An 18,972-nucleotide genomic window follows, 5' to 3' on the forward strand; every position below is an offset into this window, starting at 1 on the left:
CGTACGGCGGTAGCGAGCCGTCCCGGGGCCCGGCAGGCAGTTGGAGGGCGGCGCCCGCGAGTCCGGGCCCTCAGACCGGCAGCCGCTCCAGCAGCCCCCCGAAATCCGCCCCCGGCGGCAGTGTGCCGAAGGCGAGGCCGCGGTCCTGGGCCAGGCGCGCGGCGCAGAAGGCGTCCGCCACGGCCGGGGGCGCGTGGCGCACCAGGAGCGAGCCCTGGAGGACCAGAGCCGCGCGTTCGATGACGCGGCGGGCGCGCAGCGGAGCGTCCTCGGTGAGGGTCAGCTCGCCCTGGAGCGCACGCCAGGCGGCGTCCAGCCGCGCGTCGGCGCCGGCCGCCGCCTCGACCTCGGCGCGGAAGGCTTCCAGCGACTCGGGTTCGCGGGCGAGGGCACGCAGCATGTCGAGGGCGTTGACGTTTCCCGACCCCTCCCAGATGCCGTTGAGCGGAGCGTCCCGGTACAGCCGGGGCAGGCCCGACGCCTCGTCGTAGCCGTTGCCTCCCAGGCATTCCAGCGCTTCGGCGACGGCGGCGGGCTGGCGCTTGCACACCCAGTACTTGCCGACCGCGGTGGCCAGCCGGAGGAACGCGCGCTCGGCGCCGTCTCCCCGCTGCGCCCGGTCCGCGGCGCCGGCCAGGCGCAGCGCCAGGGTGGTGGCTGCCTCCGACTCCAGGGCGAGGTCGGCCAGGACGTTGCGCATGAGGGGCTGGTCGATCAGTTTCGCGCCGAACACCGAGCGGTGGCGGGCGTGGTGGGCGGCCTGGGCGAGCGCGGCCCGCGTCCCGGCGGCGGAGCCGAGGACGCAGTCCAGGCGCGTCATGGTGACCATCTCGATGATGGTGCGCACGCCCTTGCCCTCGGGCCCCACCGCCCAGGCGACGGTGTCGTCGAACTCCGGTTCGCTGGAGGCGTTCGAACGGTTGCCGAGCTTGTCCTTGAGGCGCTGGATGCGGAAGGTGTTGCGGCTGCCGTCGGGCAGGACCCGCGGGACGAGGAAGCAGGACAGGCCGCCGGGCGCCTGGGCGAGGACGAGGAAGAGGTCGTTCATCGGCGCGCTGGTGAACCACTTGTGGCCGCGCAGCCGCCAGGTCCCGTCCGGCTGTTCGACGGCGGCCGTGGTGTTGGCGCGGACGTCCGTGCCGCCCTGCTTCTCCGTCATCCCCATGCCCGCGAGCAGCCCCCGCTTGCCGGTGGGGGTGCGCAGCCCGGGGTCGTAGACCCGGCTGGTGAGCAAGGGCTCGTACGTCTTGGCGAGGTCGGGGGCATGGCGCAGGGCGGGTACGACGGCGTACGTCATGGAGACCGGGCAGCCGTGTCCCGCCTCGGTGCCGCTCCACACCATGAAGGCGGCGGCCCGCGCCACGTGCGCGCCCGGCCGCGGGTCCGCCCAGGCGGAGCCGGCGAGTCCCTCGCCGACGGCCACCTCCATGAGGGAGTGGTACGCGGGGTGGAAGTCGACCTCGTCGACGCGGTGGCCGTAGCGGTCGTGGGTGCGCAGGACGGGTTCGTGGCGGTTGGCCTCGTCGGCCCAGCGCTGCACCTCTTCGCTGACCGCGCGGCGGCCGACGCGGTGCAGGTCGTCGAGGGACCAGGCGGCTCCCTCACGGCGGACGCCTTCGGTCAGGACCGGGTCGTCCGCGGCGTCGTGTCCGGTCAGCGGCGGCGGCTGGTTGGTGACTTCGTGGGTGACGGCGGTGGGTCGGCTCGGCATGGGATGTCTCCTGCGAGGGTCCGGGCGGTCAGGCGGTGGGGGCTCCCGCGCAGCGCAGAGCGGCGGCGGTGAGATCGGCGAGGAGTTCCTCGACCGCGTTTTCGTCGGGTGTGCCGAGCGGGTCGACGAGGGCCTCGCCGATCGCGCCGGTGAGGACGGCGGCCGTGATGTCGGCGTTCTGCGGCGGCAGGGCTCCGGCCGCCATGCCCTCGCGCACCACCTCGGCGTACAGGGCGCGGTAGCGGCGGCGGAAGTCGAGGCGCTCGGCGCCGACCGCGGGGTCGGCGGGGGCGGCGAGCAGGGCGTAGGCGAGGCCGCGGTTCTCCAGGGCGCGGCGGGCGAAGACGTCGACGGCGTGGGTCAGCCGCTCGACGGGGTCACCGGGTCCGCGCAGCACCGCGCCGAGGACCTCCACCTCGCGTCCGGCCGCGCGCCGGAACACCTCCACGGCGAGCGCCGCCTTGGAGGGGAAGTGCTGGTACACCGAGCCGGCGGCGATGCCCGCCGCGGCGGCGACCGCACTCACGGATGCCTGCGCCCAGCCCACGTCGGCCACCACCGTGGTGGCACAGGAGATCAGCCGCTCTCGGGTGGCTCGCAGGCGGCTGAGCTCGGCGGGGGTCTTGCGGTAGGCCATGAAAGAAGTGAACCACTGTTCAGAATTTCACGCCATGGCCGCTCGCAGAGAGCCGCGTAGGTGCATATGGGTGATCTCTGCGTACCCGCGGTGCGGGCGGGCAGAGGAAGTCAGCCTCTGCCTCTCGTACCCCGAGCGGGAGAAGGGGGCGGGTAGTGGTGCGGGGGTTGCCGATGACAGCCTGTTCGTCGGGCCCCGTTCCCCCCTCGGCCGTACGGAGGTCAGCCGCGTGCCTCGTGCACATGCAGGCCGAACCCGGTCCGGCCCGCGGGTTCGCGTCCCTCCTTCAGGTGCAGCGAGGGAATCTCGTAGTCACCGGAGTTCTGCCGTCGGAAGGCGATGGGCTCGGTCGTCTCCAGTGTGCGCAGGCGCTGCTCCCATGCCTTGGTGACGTCCCCGTACTGCGCTTCGGTCATCCGGTCGGTGCCGTACGCCACGAACGGGGGCAGCACCTCGATGCCCGGGTAGTAGAGGATGCCGTGCTGGATCGGGAAGAGGAGGTCGTCGATGGGGCCGTTGATCCCGCGGGCGGCGTAGTGCGACTCGGGGCCGCCGGTGGTCACCGACAGCAGGGCCCGGGTGCCGGCCAGCGTGCCCTCGCCGAAGCGCTCCCCGTACTTGGTGGCGCTGTGCTCACCGACGCCGTAGGCGAAGCGGTACGTGAACACGCGGTCCACCCAGCCCTTGAGGATCGCGGGCATCGCGTACCACCACAGCGGGAACTGAAGGATGACCGTGTCCGCCCACAGCAGCTTCTCCTGCTCGGCGAGGACGTCCGCGGTGAGCGCCCCGGCTTCGAAGGCACGGCCCGAGTCACGGACGACGTTCAGCGGGCGCGAGGCGTGGGGGCCGTAGTCCGCGGCGTCGACGGCCGCCTTCCACCGCATCGCGTACAGATCGCTCACCTGGACCTCGTGCCCGGCGTTTTCCAGGGTGGTGACGGCGAGGTCCTTCAGTGAGCCGTTGAGTGACCGCGGCTCCGGGTGGGCGTGGACGATGAGCGTCTTCATGGGAACTCCTCAGGACCGGCCGTCCAGGTGACGGCGCCTTCGACGCCTGCGCATCGGGTGGCTCCGAGTCTGGGTGCGGCGCCGGCCGGTGTTCAGGGGCGCCGGTTCCGTCGGACCGGGCTTCCTGGTACCGGCAGGGCCACCTTCGCGGGCGGGAGTTGGCGCGATACTGGGCGCCATGGACGATCTCGCGGGCTTTCTGCGCACCCGGCGTTCCCGGGTCGACCCGGTGGCGGCGGGCATTCCCGTCGACACCCGCCGCCGGGTCGCGGGGCTGCGCCGCGAGGAGGTGGCGCACCTGTCGGGCGTCAGCGTCGACTACTACGTACGCCTCGAACAGGGACGCGCGACCCAGCCCTCGGAGCAGGTCCTCGACGCGCTCGCCCGCGTCCTCGCGCTCGATGAGACCGAACGCGGTCACCTGCACCGCCTCGCCCGTCAGCGCCGCCGCCGTGCGAAGGTGCCGGGCGGGCGGGTCCGGCCGGAGCTGGTCCACGTGCTGAGCCTGGTCGCCGACGCGCCCGCGATGCTCGTGAACCACCGCCTCGATGTGCTGGCCGGGAACCGTCTGGCCGGGCTGCTCTACGGCCGGCCGTTGCCCGGTCTCAACAGCGCCCGGCACATCTTCCTGGAAGAAGCCGAGCGCGGACTGTACGCGGGCTGGGAGACCTGCACCCTCGACGTGGTGGGGCATCTGCGCCTGGCCGCCGGCCAGTTCCCGGACGACCCCGGCCTGGCCTCGCTGATCGGAGAGCTGTCGATGGGCAGCGAGCGGTTCCGCCGGCTCTGGGCCCGCGCGGACGTGCGGGCCCGCACCCACGGGCGCAAGGCCTATCAGCATCCGCTGGTCGGCCTGTTGGAACTGCACCAGGAGAACTTCGCGCTGCCGGACGAGTCCGGCGTGGAACTGGTGGTGCTGTCGGCACCACCGGCCAGCCCCACGGCGGACGCCCTGCGTCTCCTGACCACCTTGACCCCACCGACCGAGCCCCCCACCCCCGCCCCGACCGCACCCCGTCCGCCCCACCGAGACCGTCCCACCCCGGCCGAGGGCTCCGCGTCGGGGCTGGGCTGAACCCCGGCGCCTTCTGGTGACTTGGACGCTCGGGCATGCGGCCACGCTATGCGGGTCCAAATGGCGGGGTCAGCATGGCTTGCCGTTTACGCTCCCTCAGGGGTCGTTGCTGAACAGGCGGGTCCGGATGGCGGTGGGGCCGGGTTCGGGGAGCTAGTACGGAGTGAGGGCATGCAGGCAGGCGTGACGGACGCGTTCGGGGCTTTGCAGGAGGCGTACGCGGCCTTCGGGCAGGTGGTCGGCTCGCTCGGTGAGGAGGCGTCCTGGTTGCCGAGTGGCTGTGCCGGGTGGGTCGTTCGGGACCTCGTCTTTCACTGCGTGAGCGACGCGCAGCGAGGGCTCGTGGCCCTGCATACGCCCGCTGACGGGCCGCCGGATGTCGACGCGGTCACCTACTGGAAGGACTGGCGGTCGGGCACGGACGACGCGCTGAACGAGCGGCGGTCGGTCCGGGTGGGCGCCAACATGTTCGCGGAGTTCGAACCGTTGCGGCGGCTGTATCTGGTCACCGCGGCGGCGACCGTCACCGCTGCCGAGCGCGGTGCCGGCGACGCCGAGCGGTTCGTCCGTACGCAGGGGCATGTGCTCTCCCCCGCTGATCTGATGGCGACGCTCGCTGTCGAGGCGACGATCCACCATCTGGACCTGGTCGCTCACCTTCCCGCGGACACGCCCCGGCCAAGTGCCGCCGGGCTGGCCTGTGTCCGGCGCACGCTCGACGGTCTGCTCGGGCGTCCGGTACCGGTGCACTGGAGCGATGAGGAGTACGCGTCGGCCGCGACCGGGCGGTCACCGCTGAGCGCGGCGGAACGGCGCCTCCTCGGGGCCGACGCCGGTCGGTTCCCGCTCTTCGGGTGAGCACCGCGGGGGCGCCCGCGGTGCTTCGTGGACCCGCGGTCCCGGCGAGGGCGTATCCGGACAGGCGGGACGTTCGTTGCCAGAACATGATGAATTCCCAGCACCCGCACACCAACCGCACCCGCTCCAAGAGCACCCTCGTCCTGCTCCTGGCCGCCGCGGCCGCCGCCGTGGCCGCGAGCCCCGCGTCGGCGGACGACGAGGGCGTCTCCACCAACCTCGTCCCCCAGCACCCCGTGCAGCAGGTCGTCGGTCACGTGCTGGGCGAGCACTCCGGCTCCGGCGACGGCCTCACGCAGGCACTGCGGTAGGAGTTCCGAGGCGGCCGGGGACCGGAGCCCTACCGCCCCTGCCTGGGTTCCTGTGCGTTGCGCCAGATCTTGAGGTCGAGGCTGATGTACCTGCTCGGGCCGTCGGTTCCCGACGCGCCGCGGTAGGTCGCCACTGCGATGTGGCCCGCGTCGGAGACGACACAGACCTGCGAGCCGTCGCTCAGCCGGTCGAGGCGGATCTCCCTGGTGTAGCGGGTCTCCGAGCGGCAGGCGTCCAGGGAGCCCTGCTGCTTGTTGCCGAGCAGGACCAAGGAGCCGTTGCGGGTGCGGAGTTCGTCGCTCTCCACCACGTTGAGGGTCTTGGGCTGGAAGTACAGGTCCGCGCTGTCCGTGTCGCCCTCGGCCGGCCGGGGCGGGCTGTCCGCCAGCATGACGGCGTGGTTGCCGGGAATGTCGACGCCCGCGTAGGAGACGGGTTTCGGATCGCCGTCCTGTGACTGCCCGCCCGCACCCCCTCCGCTCTGCGCGCCCTGGCCGGCGCTGCTGGTGCTGCCCGGCGACTTGGACGCGTCGTCGTTCGAGCCGTCCGGCAGCAGCGACACGACCACAGCGACAGCGACGACGACGGCGGCGACCGCCGCGGCGACGATCAGTCCGGTCCGTCTCGCCGGCCGGGGCGAGCGCGGGTGCGCGGCCGGGACGGCGGACGGGGGTGTCGGGTAGGTGCCGGGCACCGTCGGCGGCTGCGTCGGGTGCCCCGGGGGCGGCGGTACGGTGCCGGAGGCGCCCGGCCCGGTCTGCGTCGGTGCCCCGGCCCCGTCGAGGGTGGTGGGGGTGTAGGCGGCCGGCGCCGCCGGTTCGGGCAGCCGCAGCCGCTCGGTGATCGAACCGGCGACGGCCTGCGGCAGCCAGTCCTCGCCCTGGCGCAGCGCGCTGGGCGAGATCGCCTGGCACAGCTCGATGATCTCCGTCGGGTTCGGCCGGGCCGCCGGGTCGCGGGTCAGGCAGCGCGTCACCAGCGGCAGCAGTTCGCCCGGTACGCCCGTGAGGTCGGGGTCCTCGTGCACGATCCGGTAGAGCACGGCGTGCGAGGAGCCGGTCCCGTAGGCCGGGGAACCGAGCGCCGCGAAGGCGACGATCTGGCCGAGGGCGAAGACATCGGTGGCGGGGGTGACGGTGCCGGCGGATGCCTGTTCGGGTGCCATGAACGCCGGGGTGCCCACGCTGACACCCGTGCCGGTCAGCGCGGTGGTGTCGGCGGCGTGGGCGATGCCGAAGTCGATCACGCGGGGGCCGTCCGCGGCGAGCAGCACGTTGGCCGGCTTCAGATCGCGGTGGACGACGCCCGCGCCGTGGATGACGTGGAGCGCCTCCGCGACCCCGACCGTCAGCAGCAGCACGCTGCGCAACGGCAGTGCGCCGTATTCGGCGACCGCGTGGGCCAGCGACGGACCCGGTACGTACGCCGTCGCCAGCCAGGGCCGGCCGGCCTCGGTGTCGTGGTCGATGACCGGCGCGGTGTACAGGCCCTGCACCCGCTGCGCGGAGCGGACCTCCCGCTGGAACCGCCGGCGGAACTCGGCGTCCTCGCTGAACTCGGGCCGGATCACCTTGATCGCGAGAGGGCGGCCGCCCGGGGTGTAGGAGAGGAACACCTTTCCCATCCCGCCCGAGCCCAGCACCGCCGCCAGCCGGTACCCGCCGACGACCTCCGGATCGCCCGCCCCCAGTGGCCGGAAGTGGGCGGCGCCAGGCATATCGTTCATGGTCAGTCATCCCCCGTGGTCGGCCGGCTCGGCCGCTGTCGGCACCGCTGTCGGCACCGCGTCGTCACGCGGAGTGTATCCATCCCGCTGACGCCGCTCTGCGCTCGTGCCACAACGGTTCCGCTCCGTACCTCCGACCGGCGCGTGACCGGCACCGTCGGTCACGGCCCCGCGCCGCGATGGCGTCGGCGCGGGGCCGCGAGCGGCCAGGGACTCAGCCGCCGATCTCCGAGTCCTGTGCGGCCGCGACGATCGCCGTCGCGTCCTGCGCCAGCAGGTACCCGGCGTCCACGGACCTCTGTGCGGCCGCGCGCACCTTGCTCACGTAGTCGGCGTGGGTCGGGTAGAGGCGGCTGAGCACCGGCTCGGGGGTGGTGGGGAAGGACGGGTCGGACGGATCGCCGGCGTCGTGCCGGTCCCAGGCGTCGGCGTCGCCGTTCCACGGGTCGGTCGCGCCGTACAGGCCGCAGAAGACGCCGCTGCCGCTGGTGTCCCGCAAGCCGGTCAGTGTCCGGGTGGGCACCGTGACGTCCGGCAGCCGGATCCCGCCGGTGGCCAGGCCGGTGGCCGGGTCACGCAGGACGGTGCTCAGGAGCTGACCGCTCGGCGGCCGTGCGCCGCCCCGGGCCCAGCCCGCCAGGTGCCGCAGCGCCGTGTTCATCGCCCAGTGCCCGGGCCCGTCGTTGAAGGGGGCCGATCCGGCGGCGCAGTCGGCCGAGGGCGCGGCGTCGCCCGCCGACTTCCGTACGGTGGGGTCGCCGAGGTCGTAGGCCCACCGGTCGCCGTGCGCGGTGCCGGCCAGCTCCCAGTGCACGACGCTGTCCGTGTCCGGCTGCCGGGCGATCGCGGCGCCCGGCACGTCGGTCTCGGTGAGCACGACGAACGTCGGCACCGGCAGGTCGGTCCTGATCCGGGACGGGTTCGGCATCCGCAAGGTGTCGGCGAGCGCACCGCTGATGGGCGAGGCGATCGCGCTGTTGCTGTGCACCATGAAGCCGTCGTAGACCCCGGAGACCGGCTGGACGGCGTTGACGTACGTCGTCATGAACCCCGCCGACTGGGACTCGCCGTCGGCGAGCAGGGTCCGGACCGGCAGCCCGCCGAGCGGGTCGGGCCCGTCCGGGGTGCGCAGCGCCTGGCCCGCCTGGGAGAAGATGTCGTAGGCGAAGGCGTCGCCGGGGTGGACCAGACTGCCGTACCGCGCGGGGTCCCAGCCCTTGAGGCCCTTGATCTGGCCGAGCCCGCCGTTGACCCCGACGGCCTGCGCCGAGACGCCGACCCAGGCGTACCCCTCGCGCAGCAGTTCGTCCCGCTCGAACCAGTAGTCCGGGGAGAGGTCGAGCTGTCCGCTGACGTTGAGCCACTCCACGACCACCGTGCCGTTGAACTTCGCGGGGTCGGCCGGGCGGCGCACCAGCATGCGGCTCTTGTAGGCGGCGGTGCCCGACGCGCGGACGTTCCACCGGCCCTCCGGGGTCCACAGGCCGGACTTGGCGTACGAGGTGGCGGTGCCCGAGAAGAAGTACTCCTGCTCGGTGTAACCGAAGGAGCCGAGGTCCTCGGCCGCGGCGAGGAACGGGAAGCCGTGGCTGCCCGCGGGTGCTGTGGTGAGCGTGGGGTTCGCGGCCACCGCGGGCGAGGCCGCGGCCGGGGCGGACAGCGAGGTGCCGAGAAGGGCGCCGCAGAGCAGCGCCCATAGGGCCGTGACGGCGAAGCGCCGCCGGATCAGTTGGGCAAGTACGCGCACGGAGTGCCTCCTTGACTGCGGGTCGCAACGGACTGCGACCGCAGTCTCGGCGGGCCGCGCCCGGCTGCCATCGGTGATTCCACCGGTGTCCCAGGAGCGGTGACGCCCGACCGGTGAGCGCCGACCCGCGGCGGGCCGCGCCCGGACCGGCGGCGCCGCATGAGGACCGCGCCTCGTTCCTAGTAGCTGTCGTAGCGAGGCGTGCCGTGCGGCCGGTAGACGCCGAGGACCGTGCCGCCCTTCGTCGTCGAGACGCTCACCGGCTCCAGCGCCGTGGGAATCGCTCCGTCGGCGAACAGCCGCTTGCCGCTGCCGACGATCACCGGATGGATGGTCAGCCGGTACTCGTCGACGAGGTCGTGGCGCATGAGGGTCTGGGCGAGGTCGCCACTGCCGACGACGTTGACGGTGCCGCCGTCGGACTCCTTCAGCGCGCGCACGGCGTCGGTGACATCACCCTCCAGCAGTGTGGAGTTCTGCCACCCCAGGGAGGTCAGGGTCCGCGATGCCACGTACTTGTGCATGCTGTTCATTCGCTCGGTGAACGGGTTGCCGGGGTCGGCGGTCGGCCAGTACGCCGCGAAGATCTCATACGTCTTGCGGCCCAGCAGCATCGCGTCGGAGTGCTCGTACCACCCCCCGATCGCCGCGCCGACCTCGTCGTCGGAGGCGGCCTTCTGCCAGCCCCCGTGCTCGAACCCGCTCTCCGCGTCCTCGTCCGGGCCGCCCGGCGCCTGCATGACCCCGTCGAGCGACAGGAACGTACAAACAATGATCTTGCGCATGATGTGCTCCCTCTGTCGACGGGTAGACCACACCACCGCCGAGAACTCATCGGCCGGGACGGAGCGGAGCCTGTCAGCGCGGACGTGCCACGCCGCGCAGCGTGGTGAGAAGCTCCCGGTTGCTCACGCCTTTGAGTACGTACGCCTCGGCGCCGGCGGTGCGCATGCGGTCCATGGAGGTCTTGTCGTTGTAGGCGGAGAACGCCACGATCACGCTGTCCGGGGAGCACCGCGCGACGTTCTGGGCGACGTTGTGGCCGCCGCCGGGAAAGCGCACGTCCAGGACGACGAGGTCCGGCCGGTGGCGGTCCGCGAGCCGCAGCGCCTCGGTTCCCTCGCGCGCGGTGCCCACGACCTGGAAGTCGGGCTGAGCCGCCAGGACTTCGCTCAGCGTCTCCAGGAGGAGCACGTTGTCGTCGCAGAGAAGCACGGACAGGGGCGGGTGGCCGTGCGTGGCCGGCGCGGTCATGGAGCCTCGCTGACGGGAGCTTCGGGTTCGGGAGTGGGCAGCGGGTTGGGGACCCAGAATTCGACGGTCGTCCCCGTCCCGGGACGGCTGTGCATGGACCACCAGCCGCCGGCCGTCTCCGCCCGTTCGCGCATCTCGATGACGCCGAAGTGGTTCTGGGTGCTGTCCTGCGACATCGGTTCACCGGTCCCGTCGTCCACGACGCGCGTGACGAGTCCGCCGTCGGCCGAGCCGATGCGGACGTCGACCCTGGTCGCGCGCGCGTGCTTGTGCACGTTCAGCAGCGCTTCCTGGACGATGCGGAAGATGGTGATGGCCGTCTCCGGCGTGGGTTCGCGGTCGATGTGGTGGTCGAAGGAGTACGCCATCTGCCACGAGGCGGCCACCACGTCGTCCAGGTGGCTGGAGAGCCCTTCGATCAGGCCCTGCCGGTCGATCCCGGGCGGATGCAGCCGGAAGGTCAGGCTCCGCAGGCGGCCGATGGCCTCGCGCACCGACGCGTCGAGGCGCTGGAGCTCCGCGGCGTGCTCCGGCGGCACCCGGTCCGCGAGCAGCTCCAGCCGCATGCCGACGGCGACCATGGCCTGGATGGAGTCGTCGTGGACGTCCCAGGCGATGCGGCGCCGTTCCGTCTCCTGCGCCTGGACGAGGTGGTCGAACAGGCGTCGCCGCTCGGTCAGGGCGTGCTGCGCCGCACGCCGCTCGGACATGTCGCGGGTGACCTTGCCGAACCCCTGGAGTACCCCGTGCTCGTCCCACAGGGCGGTGATCACCACGTTCGCCCAGAACCGCGAGCCGTCCTTGCGGACGCGCCAGCCCTCGTCCTCCAGGCGGCCGTCGGCCACGGCGGTCTCCAGCTCCCACTGCGGCTTGCCCCACGCCTGGTCCTCGGGCGGGTAGAAGACCGAGAAGTGCCGTCCCACGATGTCCGAGGCGGTGTAGCCCTTGATCCGCTGCGCGCCCGCGTTCCAGCTGATGATGAAACCCTCGGGGTCGAGCATGAAGATGCCGTAGTCCAGCACCCCCTGCACCAGCAGGGTGAATGCTGCTTCCGACAGCGGCGCCGCTTCCCTGCGCTCCGACTTGTCCGGGTCGGCCTCCGGTCTCACGTGACGAGCCCTTCGCGGCGCGCGATGACCACGGCCTCCAGCTGGGAGCGTGCCTGCAGTTTCTCCAGCACACGCTGGACGTGGTTGCGGCCCGTGTTGAGCGCCACGCCCAGTTCTTCGCTGATCTCGGCGGTGGTGCGGCCCTCGGCGAGCAGTTGCAGGACCTGCCGCTCGCGCGGCGTCAGGTTCGCCCCCACGCCCGGTGTCCGGCCGGTCAGCCGTTCCAGGACGCCCGCCAGCAGGTCCTGGCCGAAGACGACCTCTCCCGCCGCCACCCGGCGCACCGCGTCCTCCAGTTCGCTGAGCCCGCTCTCCTTGAGGATCAGACCGGCCCCGCCGGACTCCGCGACCCGGGCGGCCACCGAAGCGCTGCCCTCGCCCGCCAGGACCAGGACACGCGCGTCCGGCAGGAGGGCCAGCACATCCGCGATGGCGGCGACCCCGTCCCCGTCCGGCAGCCGGCGGTCCATCACCACGACGTCCGGTTTCGCCCGCTCGGCGTCGGCCAGGGCCGCCGCCACCGTCGCGACGCGTCCGACGACCGTCAGGTCTCCGGAGCGCTCCAGGGCGAGGCTGATCGCCTCGGCCACCATGTCGTGGTCCTCGACGAGCAGGACTCTGACCTGGCGGCTGGACGGAGAGGCTTCGGGCATCAGGGCTTCCTTGCAGGTGGCGGGCCGCACGATCATGCCAGAAGGCCTCCGGACGGAGACTCCCCGGGGACGCTCCCGGTGGTGGGCCGCGCGGGCGCTCCGACCGGGGAACGGGGAGCCGGCACGGCGTTGGTGGGGACATTCCGGTCGATGAGGACGTCCTCCGCACCGAGCAGGTGGAGCAGCCGCGCCAGCCGCGGCCCGATCCCCTCGACGAAGAAGTCCTTGCCGCCCTCGAGCACCGCCGCCCGCGCCGCGAGCAGGGCGTTCAGGCCGGCACAGTCGCAGAAGGTGACCCCGGTCAGCTGTAGGCAGACGCCGGCCGGCTCCTCCGCCAGGCACGCCAGCACCGCGTGCAGGACGTGCGGGCCGGTGGTGGCGTCGAGTTCGCCGACGACCGTCACCCGGGCGGTGCTCTGGTGAACCGTGGCGTACGACGCGAACGGGAACACCGTCACAGCGCCCTGATCCCTTCCACCGTCACGCGCGGACGTGACGCCGTCCTCACGACCCATGTCCATTTCTGTGCCTGTGCCTGTGCCCATGAAGCAGCCCCTTGGTACCCCACCGCGGTGTCACGCGCTCATAGTGCCACAGACCCAGCCCTTGCCTAGTGCACCTGCACTAGACAGGGCACTGGACGCACCGGTGCACCCGTCGGGCCGGACAGGGTGCAGCTGGCCCGGCCGCCGCCCACGACCGGCACTCAAGCGCCAGCCGATATCCGCGACTTGGTAGTTTCGGCAGGTGCAATTCATGGTGATCACCCAGCGCTACAGCGACCGGTTCGCAGATGAGGACTTCGCTGCGGTCCTGCCACAGGAGACCGAGACGGTCCGCGGCCTCTACGCCGCCGGACAGCTCCGGCAGATCTGGCTCCGCGAGGACACCCGCGGCGCCTGCTTCCTCCTCGAAGCGGACTCGCTCGGGGAGGCTGAGGCGGCAGTGGCGGCCCTCCCCCTGGCCCAGAAGGAGATGTCGAGCTTCCAGATCATTCCGCTGCGGCCCTACGGCGGCTTCGGCCCCAGCTGACCCGGCCGGGACGCCGAGACCCCCGGGGCGGGAGCGGTCGTGACCGTCCCGGGCTCATTCGAGGTCCAGCAGGACGGCACCTCACCGCGCCGGCGCCTGGCCTTGGCGTCTGCCGGCGTTGAAGCGCGCCTTCTTCTGCCGGTTCCCGCACGTGTTCATGTCGCACCACTTGCGCGTACGGCTCTGACTCGTGTCGAAGAAGGCGGCCCGGCAGGTCGGCGAGGCGCACAAGGCCAGCTTGCCGTCCCGCTCCCCCGCGATGATGCCGATCGCGTCGGCGGCGATGACGCCGAGCGCGTCCTCCACACAGGACGCCGGATCGAGCCGCCACTCCCGGCCGCTCTCCGGCGTCAGGACCGCCGCGGCCCGCCCCTGGATGCTGCGTTCATTGATGACACGGACGGCAGAGACAGGCAGCGCGTCCTGGACCGCGGCCGCCGTCAGAGCGGCATGCATCGCTTCCCTCAGTTCCCGGGCGAGTTCGAGCTGCGCGGAGGTGCAGGACTCCACCGCCAGACCGTTCACGGCCAGCCAGTCGGCGAGCCGCTGCGGTACCGGGATCCGTTCCACCGCGTCCCCGCACCGCTCCGTCAGGGTCGCCGTGAAGCTGGTCGCCAGCACCTTGCCGAGACGGAAGTCGGGGAACCGAGCAGTCATGGAACCACCTTAGCCGGTTGCGCCTGGGAGTCGAAGGTTGCTAGAACCGTCTTAGCCGGTTCACGCCTGTCTCCGCCGGTACCGCGACGACCAGGAGGTCTCATGTCCAGCGAGGTGCACGCGTTCACGGCCCGCGCGAGCGATGCCGAACTCGACGATCTGCGCGCCCGGCTGGCCGCGGCGCGGCTCCCGGAAGCCGAGACGGTCCGGGGCGCCGCACCCGGTCCCGCCCGATGGAAACAGGGGGTTCCGCTCGCCGACCTCGTCGATGTCGTGCACTACTGGCGCACCGCGTACGACTGGCGGTCGTTCGAAGCCCGGCTCGACCGGATCGGCCAGTTCCGTACGACCGTCGACGGCCTGGGCATCCACTTCCTGCACCGCCGGTCGGCCCGCGCGGACGCCACTCCGCTGATCCTCACGCACGGCTGGCCGGGCAGCGTCGCCGAATTCGTCGACATCATCGACGAGCTGGCCGATCCGGACGACCCGGACGCGCCCGCGTTCCACGTCGTGGCGCCGTCGCTGCCCGGTTTCGGCCACAGCGAGAAACCGGCCACCACGGGGTGGGGCATCGAGAAGATCGCGGCCGCGTGGGTGGAGCTGATGGGAAGGCTCGGGTACCGCACCTTCCTCGCCCACGGCGGCGACTGGGGCGGCGCGATCACCACGGTCCTCGCCGGCCGGTTCCCGCAGCACGTGCTCGGCATCCACTCCACGCTGGCGGAGGCACCGCCGGGACTGTCCACGGACGGGCTGACGGCGGCCGAGCGCCAGTGGGCGGAGGGCACCCGCGACTTCTGGCAGAACCGGGCGGCGTACGCGAAGCAGCAGGCGACCCGGCCGCAGACCATCGGCTACGCGCTCGTCGACTCACCGGTCGGGCTGCTCGCCTGGATCCTCGACAAGTTCGCCGAGTGGACGGACACCGCGGACAGCCCGTTCGAGACGGTCTCGATGGACAGGATCCTGGACGACGTCACCCTGTACTGGCTGACGCGGACGGGCGCGTCGGCGGCCCGTATCTACTACGAGAGTCACCGGTCGATCGACCCGGGCCTGCGGGTCGACGTCCCCGCGGCCCTCACCATGTACCCGCGGGACATCGAGAAGTGCCCGCTCCCCTGGGCACGGGAGCGGTACCACCAGATCGTGCGGTGGCGGGCGCCCGCGGCCGGGGGGCACTTCCCGTCCCTGGAGGTCCCCGGGTACTTCGTCACGGATCTGCGCGAGGGGCTCGCGGCGGTACTGGCCGCAGGCCGGTGAACCCGGGCGGGCCGACGGAACCCGCCGGCCCGCGGCACGCACGACCACCGGCTCCGGCGCTCTGGAAGGCTCGCGTACGAGAGATCCCGGGCGGCCCGCTCCCTCGCTGCGCCCGGGTTCATCCCACCTTGTAGAGGACGGCGCCGCCGGGACCGTCGGCCACTGCCACGATGCCCGCCACCCCGCGGAACAGCGGCTTCTGCTCTCGCGCGGCCAGGATCCAGCGCACCTCGTAGCGCGCGAGGGCCCGGTGGCGTACCTGGGGCAGAACGCCTGGCGTGAAGACCGTGCGCAGCGCCCGGTAGCGGGCGGCGGCCTCCTTCGGGCTGAGGGCCGGGTCGGGCCATGCCGGGCTGACCAGTGACATGCCGTACGCCGGGATCAGATGGTTCAGCGGCTTGGCGGTGGCCGCCACCACGTCTCCGCGGCTCATGTGCGAAGCCGCCCAGTCCAGGTGCGGCCACCGCGCGTACGGCCGGGGCAGCACCCGCTGGGCCAAGGCGCGCTCGGCCGGCGGCGCCAGCCAGACCAGGGGCGAGGACTGGGCCCACACCCCGACCGCGCACGCGGCCGCGCAGACGACCGCTGCCGACCGGGCGCGGGCCGGGCCGCGCCACCACGTCACCAGCTCGACGGCGAGGGCCACCTGAAGGGCGATCATGGCGAAGACGAACATCCGGCTGAGCGTGTACGAGCCGCTCCAGTAGCCGTAACCCACCAGGGACAGGGAGGCGCCGGCCAGCAGGGCCGGCGGGTCGAGCGCGTCCCGGCGCAGCCGCCCGGCGATCGCGACGAGCCCCAGGGCGCCGAACCCGTACACGCCCCAGATGTCCTCGTAGGCCCGTACGTGGACGCGGTCGAGCTGGTGGGAGCCGACCAGGGTCAGCACGTTGTAGTACGGCCACGCCACCACCATCGCGGTGCACAGGGCCGCCGCGGCGAGGAGTTGGAGGCGCTGGGTGTTCGGCATGCGCAGGAGCGGGCGGGCGAGGAAGGCGAGGCAGCCGAGGGCGGCCCCGACGCCGGCGATGGTGTGGCTGATCACCGTCACGGCCGCGACGGGGACCATGACCAGCAGGAGCCGGGGCCGGGGCGCGCGGGCCCAGTGGGCGGCGGCGACCCACAGGTGCAGGGCCGCCGCCAGCGCGAAACAGCTGGGGAAACCCGCGTTGAGGGCCAGGGAGAACGCGTTGTGGAAGCCGGCCCACAAGAAGCCGACCGGGCCCCACAGGAACAGGGTGAACAGCATGGCGGTGGGGGGCGCCCAGCGGCTGGGGCTGCACACCCGCGTCAGCCGGCAGACGCCGCTCAGCAGCAGCGCCAGGTTGCACACGGCGCACGCTTTGAGCGTGCCGAAGGCGGTGAGGCCGAGCATCCTGCCGGCCGCGGCCGCCGCGACCGTGAACGGCGTGTAGTAGGGGCTCGACCCCTCCGGGAGGTCCAGCAGCGGGTTGCCCGGGTGGGTCAGCGAGTGCTGCAGCCGGTCGATGACCGCGGCGTGCTGCCCGTAGTCCCAGAACCACGGCTCGACCTCGACGACCCGCCACACGTAGGCGAGGAAGGGCAGCGCGAGCACGAGCGACGGCCACCACGTCGTCCACCAGGAGTGGACCGCCCGGGTGGCCGCGGGGCGGGCGTCGCGCGGCGTTTCCCGGCGTCCTGGACCCACCGTGGCACCGACCGCCATGCGCACGAACCCCTCAGCTGATCCGACTGCGGACTCCGGCAGGCTACGAGCGGGAACCGCGGTGGCCGGGCGCCGCGCCCGGCACGTCCTTCGTTCAGCCCCCGGCAGGCCGGGGACGGGTCAGCCGGTCGCCGCGGGGCCGCCGGCCAGCGCCCGGTCCATCCCGGCGAGGCCGTACTCGAAGGCCCGGTCGACGTCGCCGCCGAGCCGGAAGGCGCCGTTGAGCTCCATCTCGATGAAGCCGGTCGCCCAGGCCGTCCAGAGCCGGGCGGCGTCGAGCGCCTCGGCCTCGCCCACCAGGCACCGGGACGTCCGCAGGAGCGGCTCCACCGCGCGCGCCAGGCTCTCGGGCGGCGTGTGCGGGGAGTTCAGCAGCCGGAACCCTTCGGGCCGGTCCTTGGCGAACCGCCGGTAGCAGTGCGCCAGTTCCCGCAGCGACTCGTCGGTCGCCTCCAGCCGGACGGTCAGGTCCTCGGCGGTCGCCACGGCCACGGCGGCGAGCAGGGCGGCGCGGTTGCGGACGTGCTTGTAGAGCGACGGAGAGCGCACCCCCACGCGGTCGGCGACGCTCTTCATCGTGAGCCCCTGCCGGCCGCCCGCTTCGAGGAGTTCGCGTCCGGCGGTGACGATCCGGCCGAGGGAGGTCTTCTCCGGGGTGGGCATGGCGCGCGTCTCCGCTCTCTCTCCAGAATTCTTGCTTTCCGTGATGATAGCTAAGTACGTTAGCCATCCGCACTCCGGTCCACGCTCGGGAGAGACAGTGAAGCTCGCACCTCATCTGCACCGCATCGGCAACGACGTGGTGTCCTGCTACCTCGTCGACACCCCTGAGGGCATCACGCTCATCGACGCCGGGCTGCCCGGCCACTGGAAGGACCTGGAGCGCGAGCTCCAGGCCCTCGGCAAGACCGCCGACGACATCCGGGGACTCGTCCTGACCCACGGCGACTCCGACCACATCGGCTTCGCCGAACGCCTGCGAAGAAGTCATGGCGTCCCGGTCTTCGTCCACGCCGCCGACGCCGCCCGCGCCCGCACGGGCGACAAGCCCAAGACCCCGGCCGGCCCCATGCGCCCGGGCCCCACCCTCAAGTTCTTCGGTTACTCGCTGCGCAAGAACGGCCTGCGCACTCAGTACGTCCAGGAGGTGACGGAGGTCCACGACGGTGACGTTCTGGACCTGCCCGGCAAGCCGGTGATCATCGGCATGCCGGGGCACTCCCCGGGCAGCGTGGCCGTCCATGTCCCGGCGGCCGAGGCGGTCTTCGTCGGTGACGCCCTGACCACCCGGCACGTCCTGACCGGCCGCGTGGGGCCGCAGCCCGCGCCCTTCACCGACGACCCGGCCGAGGCCCTCGCGTCCCTGGACCGCATCGCCGGGCTGGCGGCGTCCTGGGTCCTGCCGGGCCACGGCGCCCCGTGGCGCACCTCGCCGGCGCAGGTGGGCGAGGCAGTTCGCGGCGCCTGACGCCCGGCGGGCCGGGGGCGGAGGCCGAGTCAGGGATGCAGCGAAGGGCGGTAGACCAGCTCCTGGATGCCGGCGTCGAGGGTCCGGTGCTCGATCAGTTCCAGGTCGAAGTCGGCCGCCCCGGCGAAGATCGGGGCGAGGCCGGTGCGGCCGGTGATGACCGGGAAGAGCGTCACTTGGAGGCGGTCGACCAGACCGGCGGCGAGCAGGGACCGGTTCATGGCGAGACTGCCGTGCGAGCGCAACGGCACCATTGACTCCTTCTTGAGCCGGGCGACGACCTCGACGGCGTCGCCGTGTGCGACGGTCGCGTCCGGCCAGTCGAGAGAGCCGCTGAGCGTGGTCGACACGACCGTGGCCGGCAGGTGCCGCATCCGCGTGACCCAGGGATCCCGCACCTCGGACTCCTCGGTGCTCGACGCCAGCATCTGCGCGAACGCCCGGTAGGTATGGGCGCCGAACACCATCCGTTGCGGCTCCCTGTACTGGGCGAGACGATGACCGAGGAGTTCGGGGCCCTGCTTTCCCCAGTAGCCGGTCCAGTCACCGCCGGCGGCACCGAAACCGTCGAGGCTGGAGAAGACGTCGAAGGTGTACGTGGCCGTCATGGTGGGCTCCTTGGGTCCGCGGTGCGGTACGCGCCGTCGCGGTGCGTGCCTGTCGGAAGTAGTGACCGGCGACCGCGGCGGAACTCATCGCCCGGCGCCGGGTCCGTGGTGGGCGGCCCCTCGCCCGCGGCCGGCTCAGACGAGAGCGGCGACCAGGAAGGC

At 72.6% G+C, this 18,972-nt stretch carries 20 protein-coding genes; 6 read left to right on the forward strand and 14 right to left on the reverse strand.

Going from position 1 to position 18,972, the window contains the following annotated elements; translation table 11 throughout:
* Positions 1 to 70: 70 nt before the first annotated feature.
* From ABZY33_RS24225 to ABZY33_RS24235, 3 genes are all read right to left on the reverse strand, one after another.
* Positions 71 to 1,711, reverse strand: a complete 1,641-nt coding sequence (locus tag ABZY33_RS24225) for an acyl-CoA dehydrogenase family protein (RefSeq protein WP_356493741.1) — start codon at positions 1,709 to 1,711, stop codon at positions 71 to 73.
* Between the two features lie 28 nt (positions 1,712 to 1,739).
* Positions 1,740 to 2,348, reverse strand: coding sequence for a TetR family transcriptional regulator (locus ABZY33_RS24230; protein WP_356493742.1), 609 nt, complete (start codon positions 2,346 to 2,348; stop codon positions 1,740 to 1,742).
* 221 nt (positions 2,349 to 2,569) lie between these two features.
* Entirely contained in the window at positions 2,570 to 3,358 is a 789-nt protein-coding gene (locus ABZY33_RS24235; protein WP_356493743.1) for an NAD(P)H-dependent oxidoreductase, read from the reverse strand.
* A gap of 178 nt (positions 3,359 to 3,536) precedes the next feature.
* Between ABZY33_RS24235 and ABZY33_RS24240 the strand changes: the two genes are divergently transcribed.
* From ABZY33_RS24240 to ABZY33_RS24250, 3 genes are all read left to right on the forward strand, one after another.
* Positions 3,537 to 4,433 (forward strand): helix-turn-helix transcriptional regulator, encoded by an 897-nt coding sequence (locus ABZY33_RS24240; protein ID WP_356493744.1) that lies wholly within the window; start codon positions 3,537 to 3,539, stop codon positions 4,431 to 4,433.
* Positions 4,434 to 4,604: 171 nt separating this feature from the next.
* Entirely contained in the window at positions 4,605 to 5,291 is a 687-nt protein-coding gene (locus ABZY33_RS24245; RefSeq protein WP_356493745.1) for a maleylpyruvate isomerase N-terminal domain-containing protein, read from the forward strand.
* Positions 5,292 to 5,377: 86 nt separating this feature from the next.
* Positions 5,378 to 5,602, forward strand: coding sequence for a hypothetical protein (locus ABZY33_RS24250; RefSeq protein ID WP_356493746.1), 225 nt, complete (start codon positions 5,378 to 5,380; stop codon positions 5,600 to 5,602).
* Between the two features lie 29 nt (positions 5,603 to 5,631).
* On the opposite strand, the gene ABZY33_RS24255 is transcribed toward ABZY33_RS24250, so the two are convergent.
* The 7 genes from ABZY33_RS24255 to ABZY33_RS24285 form a co-directional block, all read right to left on the reverse strand.
* The gene (locus tag ABZY33_RS24255) at positions 5,632 to 7,329 is read right to left on the reverse strand and encodes a serine/threonine-protein kinase (RefSeq protein ID WP_356493747.1); all 1,698 of its coding nucleotides are present in this window, start codon (positions 7,327 to 7,329) and stop codon (positions 5,632 to 5,634) included.
* 214 nt (positions 7,330 to 7,543) lie between these two features.
* Positions 7,544 to 9,076, reverse strand: coding sequence for an alpha/beta hydrolase domain-containing protein (locus ABZY33_RS24260; RefSeq protein WP_356493748.1), 1,533 nt, complete (start codon positions 9,074 to 9,076; stop codon positions 7,544 to 7,546).
* Positions 9,077 to 9,255: 179 nt separating this feature from the next.
* The gene (locus ABZY33_RS24265) at positions 9,256 to 9,861 is read right to left on the reverse strand and encodes a dihydrofolate reductase family protein (protein ID WP_356493749.1); all 606 of its coding nucleotides are present in this window, start codon (positions 9,859 to 9,861) and stop codon (positions 9,256 to 9,258) included.
* Positions 9,862 to 9,934: 73 nt separating this feature from the next.
* On the reverse strand, positions 9,935 to 10,330 hold the full coding sequence (locus tag ABZY33_RS24270; RefSeq protein WP_356493750.1) for a response regulator transcription factor: 396 nt from the start codon (positions 10,328 to 10,330) through the stop codon (positions 9,935 to 9,937).
* Positions 10,327 to 11,439 (reverse strand): PAS domain S-box protein, encoded by a 1,113-nt coding sequence (locus tag ABZY33_RS24275; protein ID WP_356493751.1) that lies wholly within the window; start codon positions 11,437 to 11,439, stop codon positions 10,327 to 10,329. The genes ABZY33_RS24270 and ABZY33_RS24275 overlap by 4 nt, the downstream gene beginning before the upstream one ends.
* On the reverse strand, positions 11,436 to 12,092 hold the full coding sequence (locus ABZY33_RS24280; RefSeq protein WP_356493752.1) for a response regulator transcription factor: 657 nt from the start codon (positions 12,090 to 12,092) through the stop codon (positions 11,436 to 11,438). Before ABZY33_RS24280 ends, ABZY33_RS24275 begins: the two co-directional genes overlap by 4 nt.
* A 32-nt stretch (positions 12,093 to 12,124) precedes the next feature.
* Positions 12,125 to 12,550, reverse strand: coding sequence for an STAS domain-containing protein (locus ABZY33_RS24285; protein WP_356493753.1), 426 nt, complete (start codon positions 12,548 to 12,550; stop codon positions 12,125 to 12,127).
* A gap of 298 nt (positions 12,551 to 12,848) precedes the next feature.
* Here ABZY33_RS24285 and ABZY33_RS24290 point away from each other — a divergent pair, with 298 nt between their 5' ends.
* On the forward strand, positions 12,849 to 13,124 hold the full coding sequence (locus ABZY33_RS24290; protein WP_356493754.1) for a hypothetical protein: 276 nt from the start codon (positions 12,849 to 12,851) through the stop codon (positions 13,122 to 13,124).
* 81 nt (positions 13,125 to 13,205) lie between these two features.
* On the opposite strand, the gene ABZY33_RS24295 is transcribed toward ABZY33_RS24290, so the two are convergent.
* On the reverse strand, positions 13,206 to 13,781 hold the full coding sequence (locus ABZY33_RS24295) for a CGNR zinc finger domain-containing protein (protein ID WP_356493755.1): 576 nt from the start codon (positions 13,779 to 13,781) through the stop codon (positions 13,206 to 13,208).
* A gap of 102 nt (positions 13,782 to 13,883) precedes the next feature.
* On the opposite strand from ABZY33_RS24295, the gene ABZY33_RS24300 reads away from it, so the two are divergent.
* On the forward strand, positions 13,884 to 15,047 hold the full coding sequence (locus ABZY33_RS24300; RefSeq protein ID WP_356493756.1) for an epoxide hydrolase: 1,164 nt from the start codon (positions 13,884 to 13,886) through the stop codon (positions 15,045 to 15,047).
* 118 nt (positions 15,048 to 15,165) lie between these two features.
* On the opposite strand, the gene ABZY33_RS24305 is transcribed toward ABZY33_RS24300, so the two are convergent.
* Positions 15,166 to 16,734, reverse strand: coding sequence for a hypothetical protein (locus tag ABZY33_RS24305; protein WP_356493757.1), 1,569 nt, complete (start codon positions 16,732 to 16,734; stop codon positions 15,166 to 15,168).
* Positions 16,735 to 16,854: 120 nt separating this feature from the next.
* Positions 16,855 to 17,397: a WHG domain-containing protein gene (locus ABZY33_RS24310; RefSeq protein ID WP_356493758.1), complete on the reverse strand. Its 543-nt coding sequence runs from the start codon at positions 17,395 to 17,397 to the stop codon at positions 16,855 to 16,857.
* 97 nt (positions 17,398 to 17,494) lie between these two features.
* On the opposite strand from ABZY33_RS24310, the gene ABZY33_RS24315 reads away from it, so the two are divergent.
* Positions 17,495 to 18,202 carry an MBL fold metallo-hydrolase gene (locus ABZY33_RS24315; protein WP_356493759.1) on the forward strand — a complete coding sequence of 236 codons (708 nt, stop codon included), beginning with the start codon at positions 17,495 to 17,497 and terminating at the stop codon, positions 18,200 to 18,202.
* 29 nt (positions 18,203 to 18,231) lie between these two features.
* Here ABZY33_RS24315 and ABZY33_RS24320 read toward each other — a convergent pair whose 3' ends face one another.
* Complete coding sequence (locus ABZY33_RS24320) at positions 18,232 to 18,810, reverse strand: dihydrofolate reductase family protein (RefSeq protein WP_356493760.1); 579 nt, start codon at positions 18,808 to 18,810, stop codon at positions 18,232 to 18,234.
* Between the last annotated feature and the right edge of the window lie 162 nt (positions 18,811 to 18,972).

Origin of the sequence: Streptomyces sp. NPDC006552 (assembly GCF_040611655.1) — a bacterium.
GTDB lineage: Bacteria > Actinomycetota > Actinomycetes > Streptomycetales > Streptomycetaceae > Streptomyces.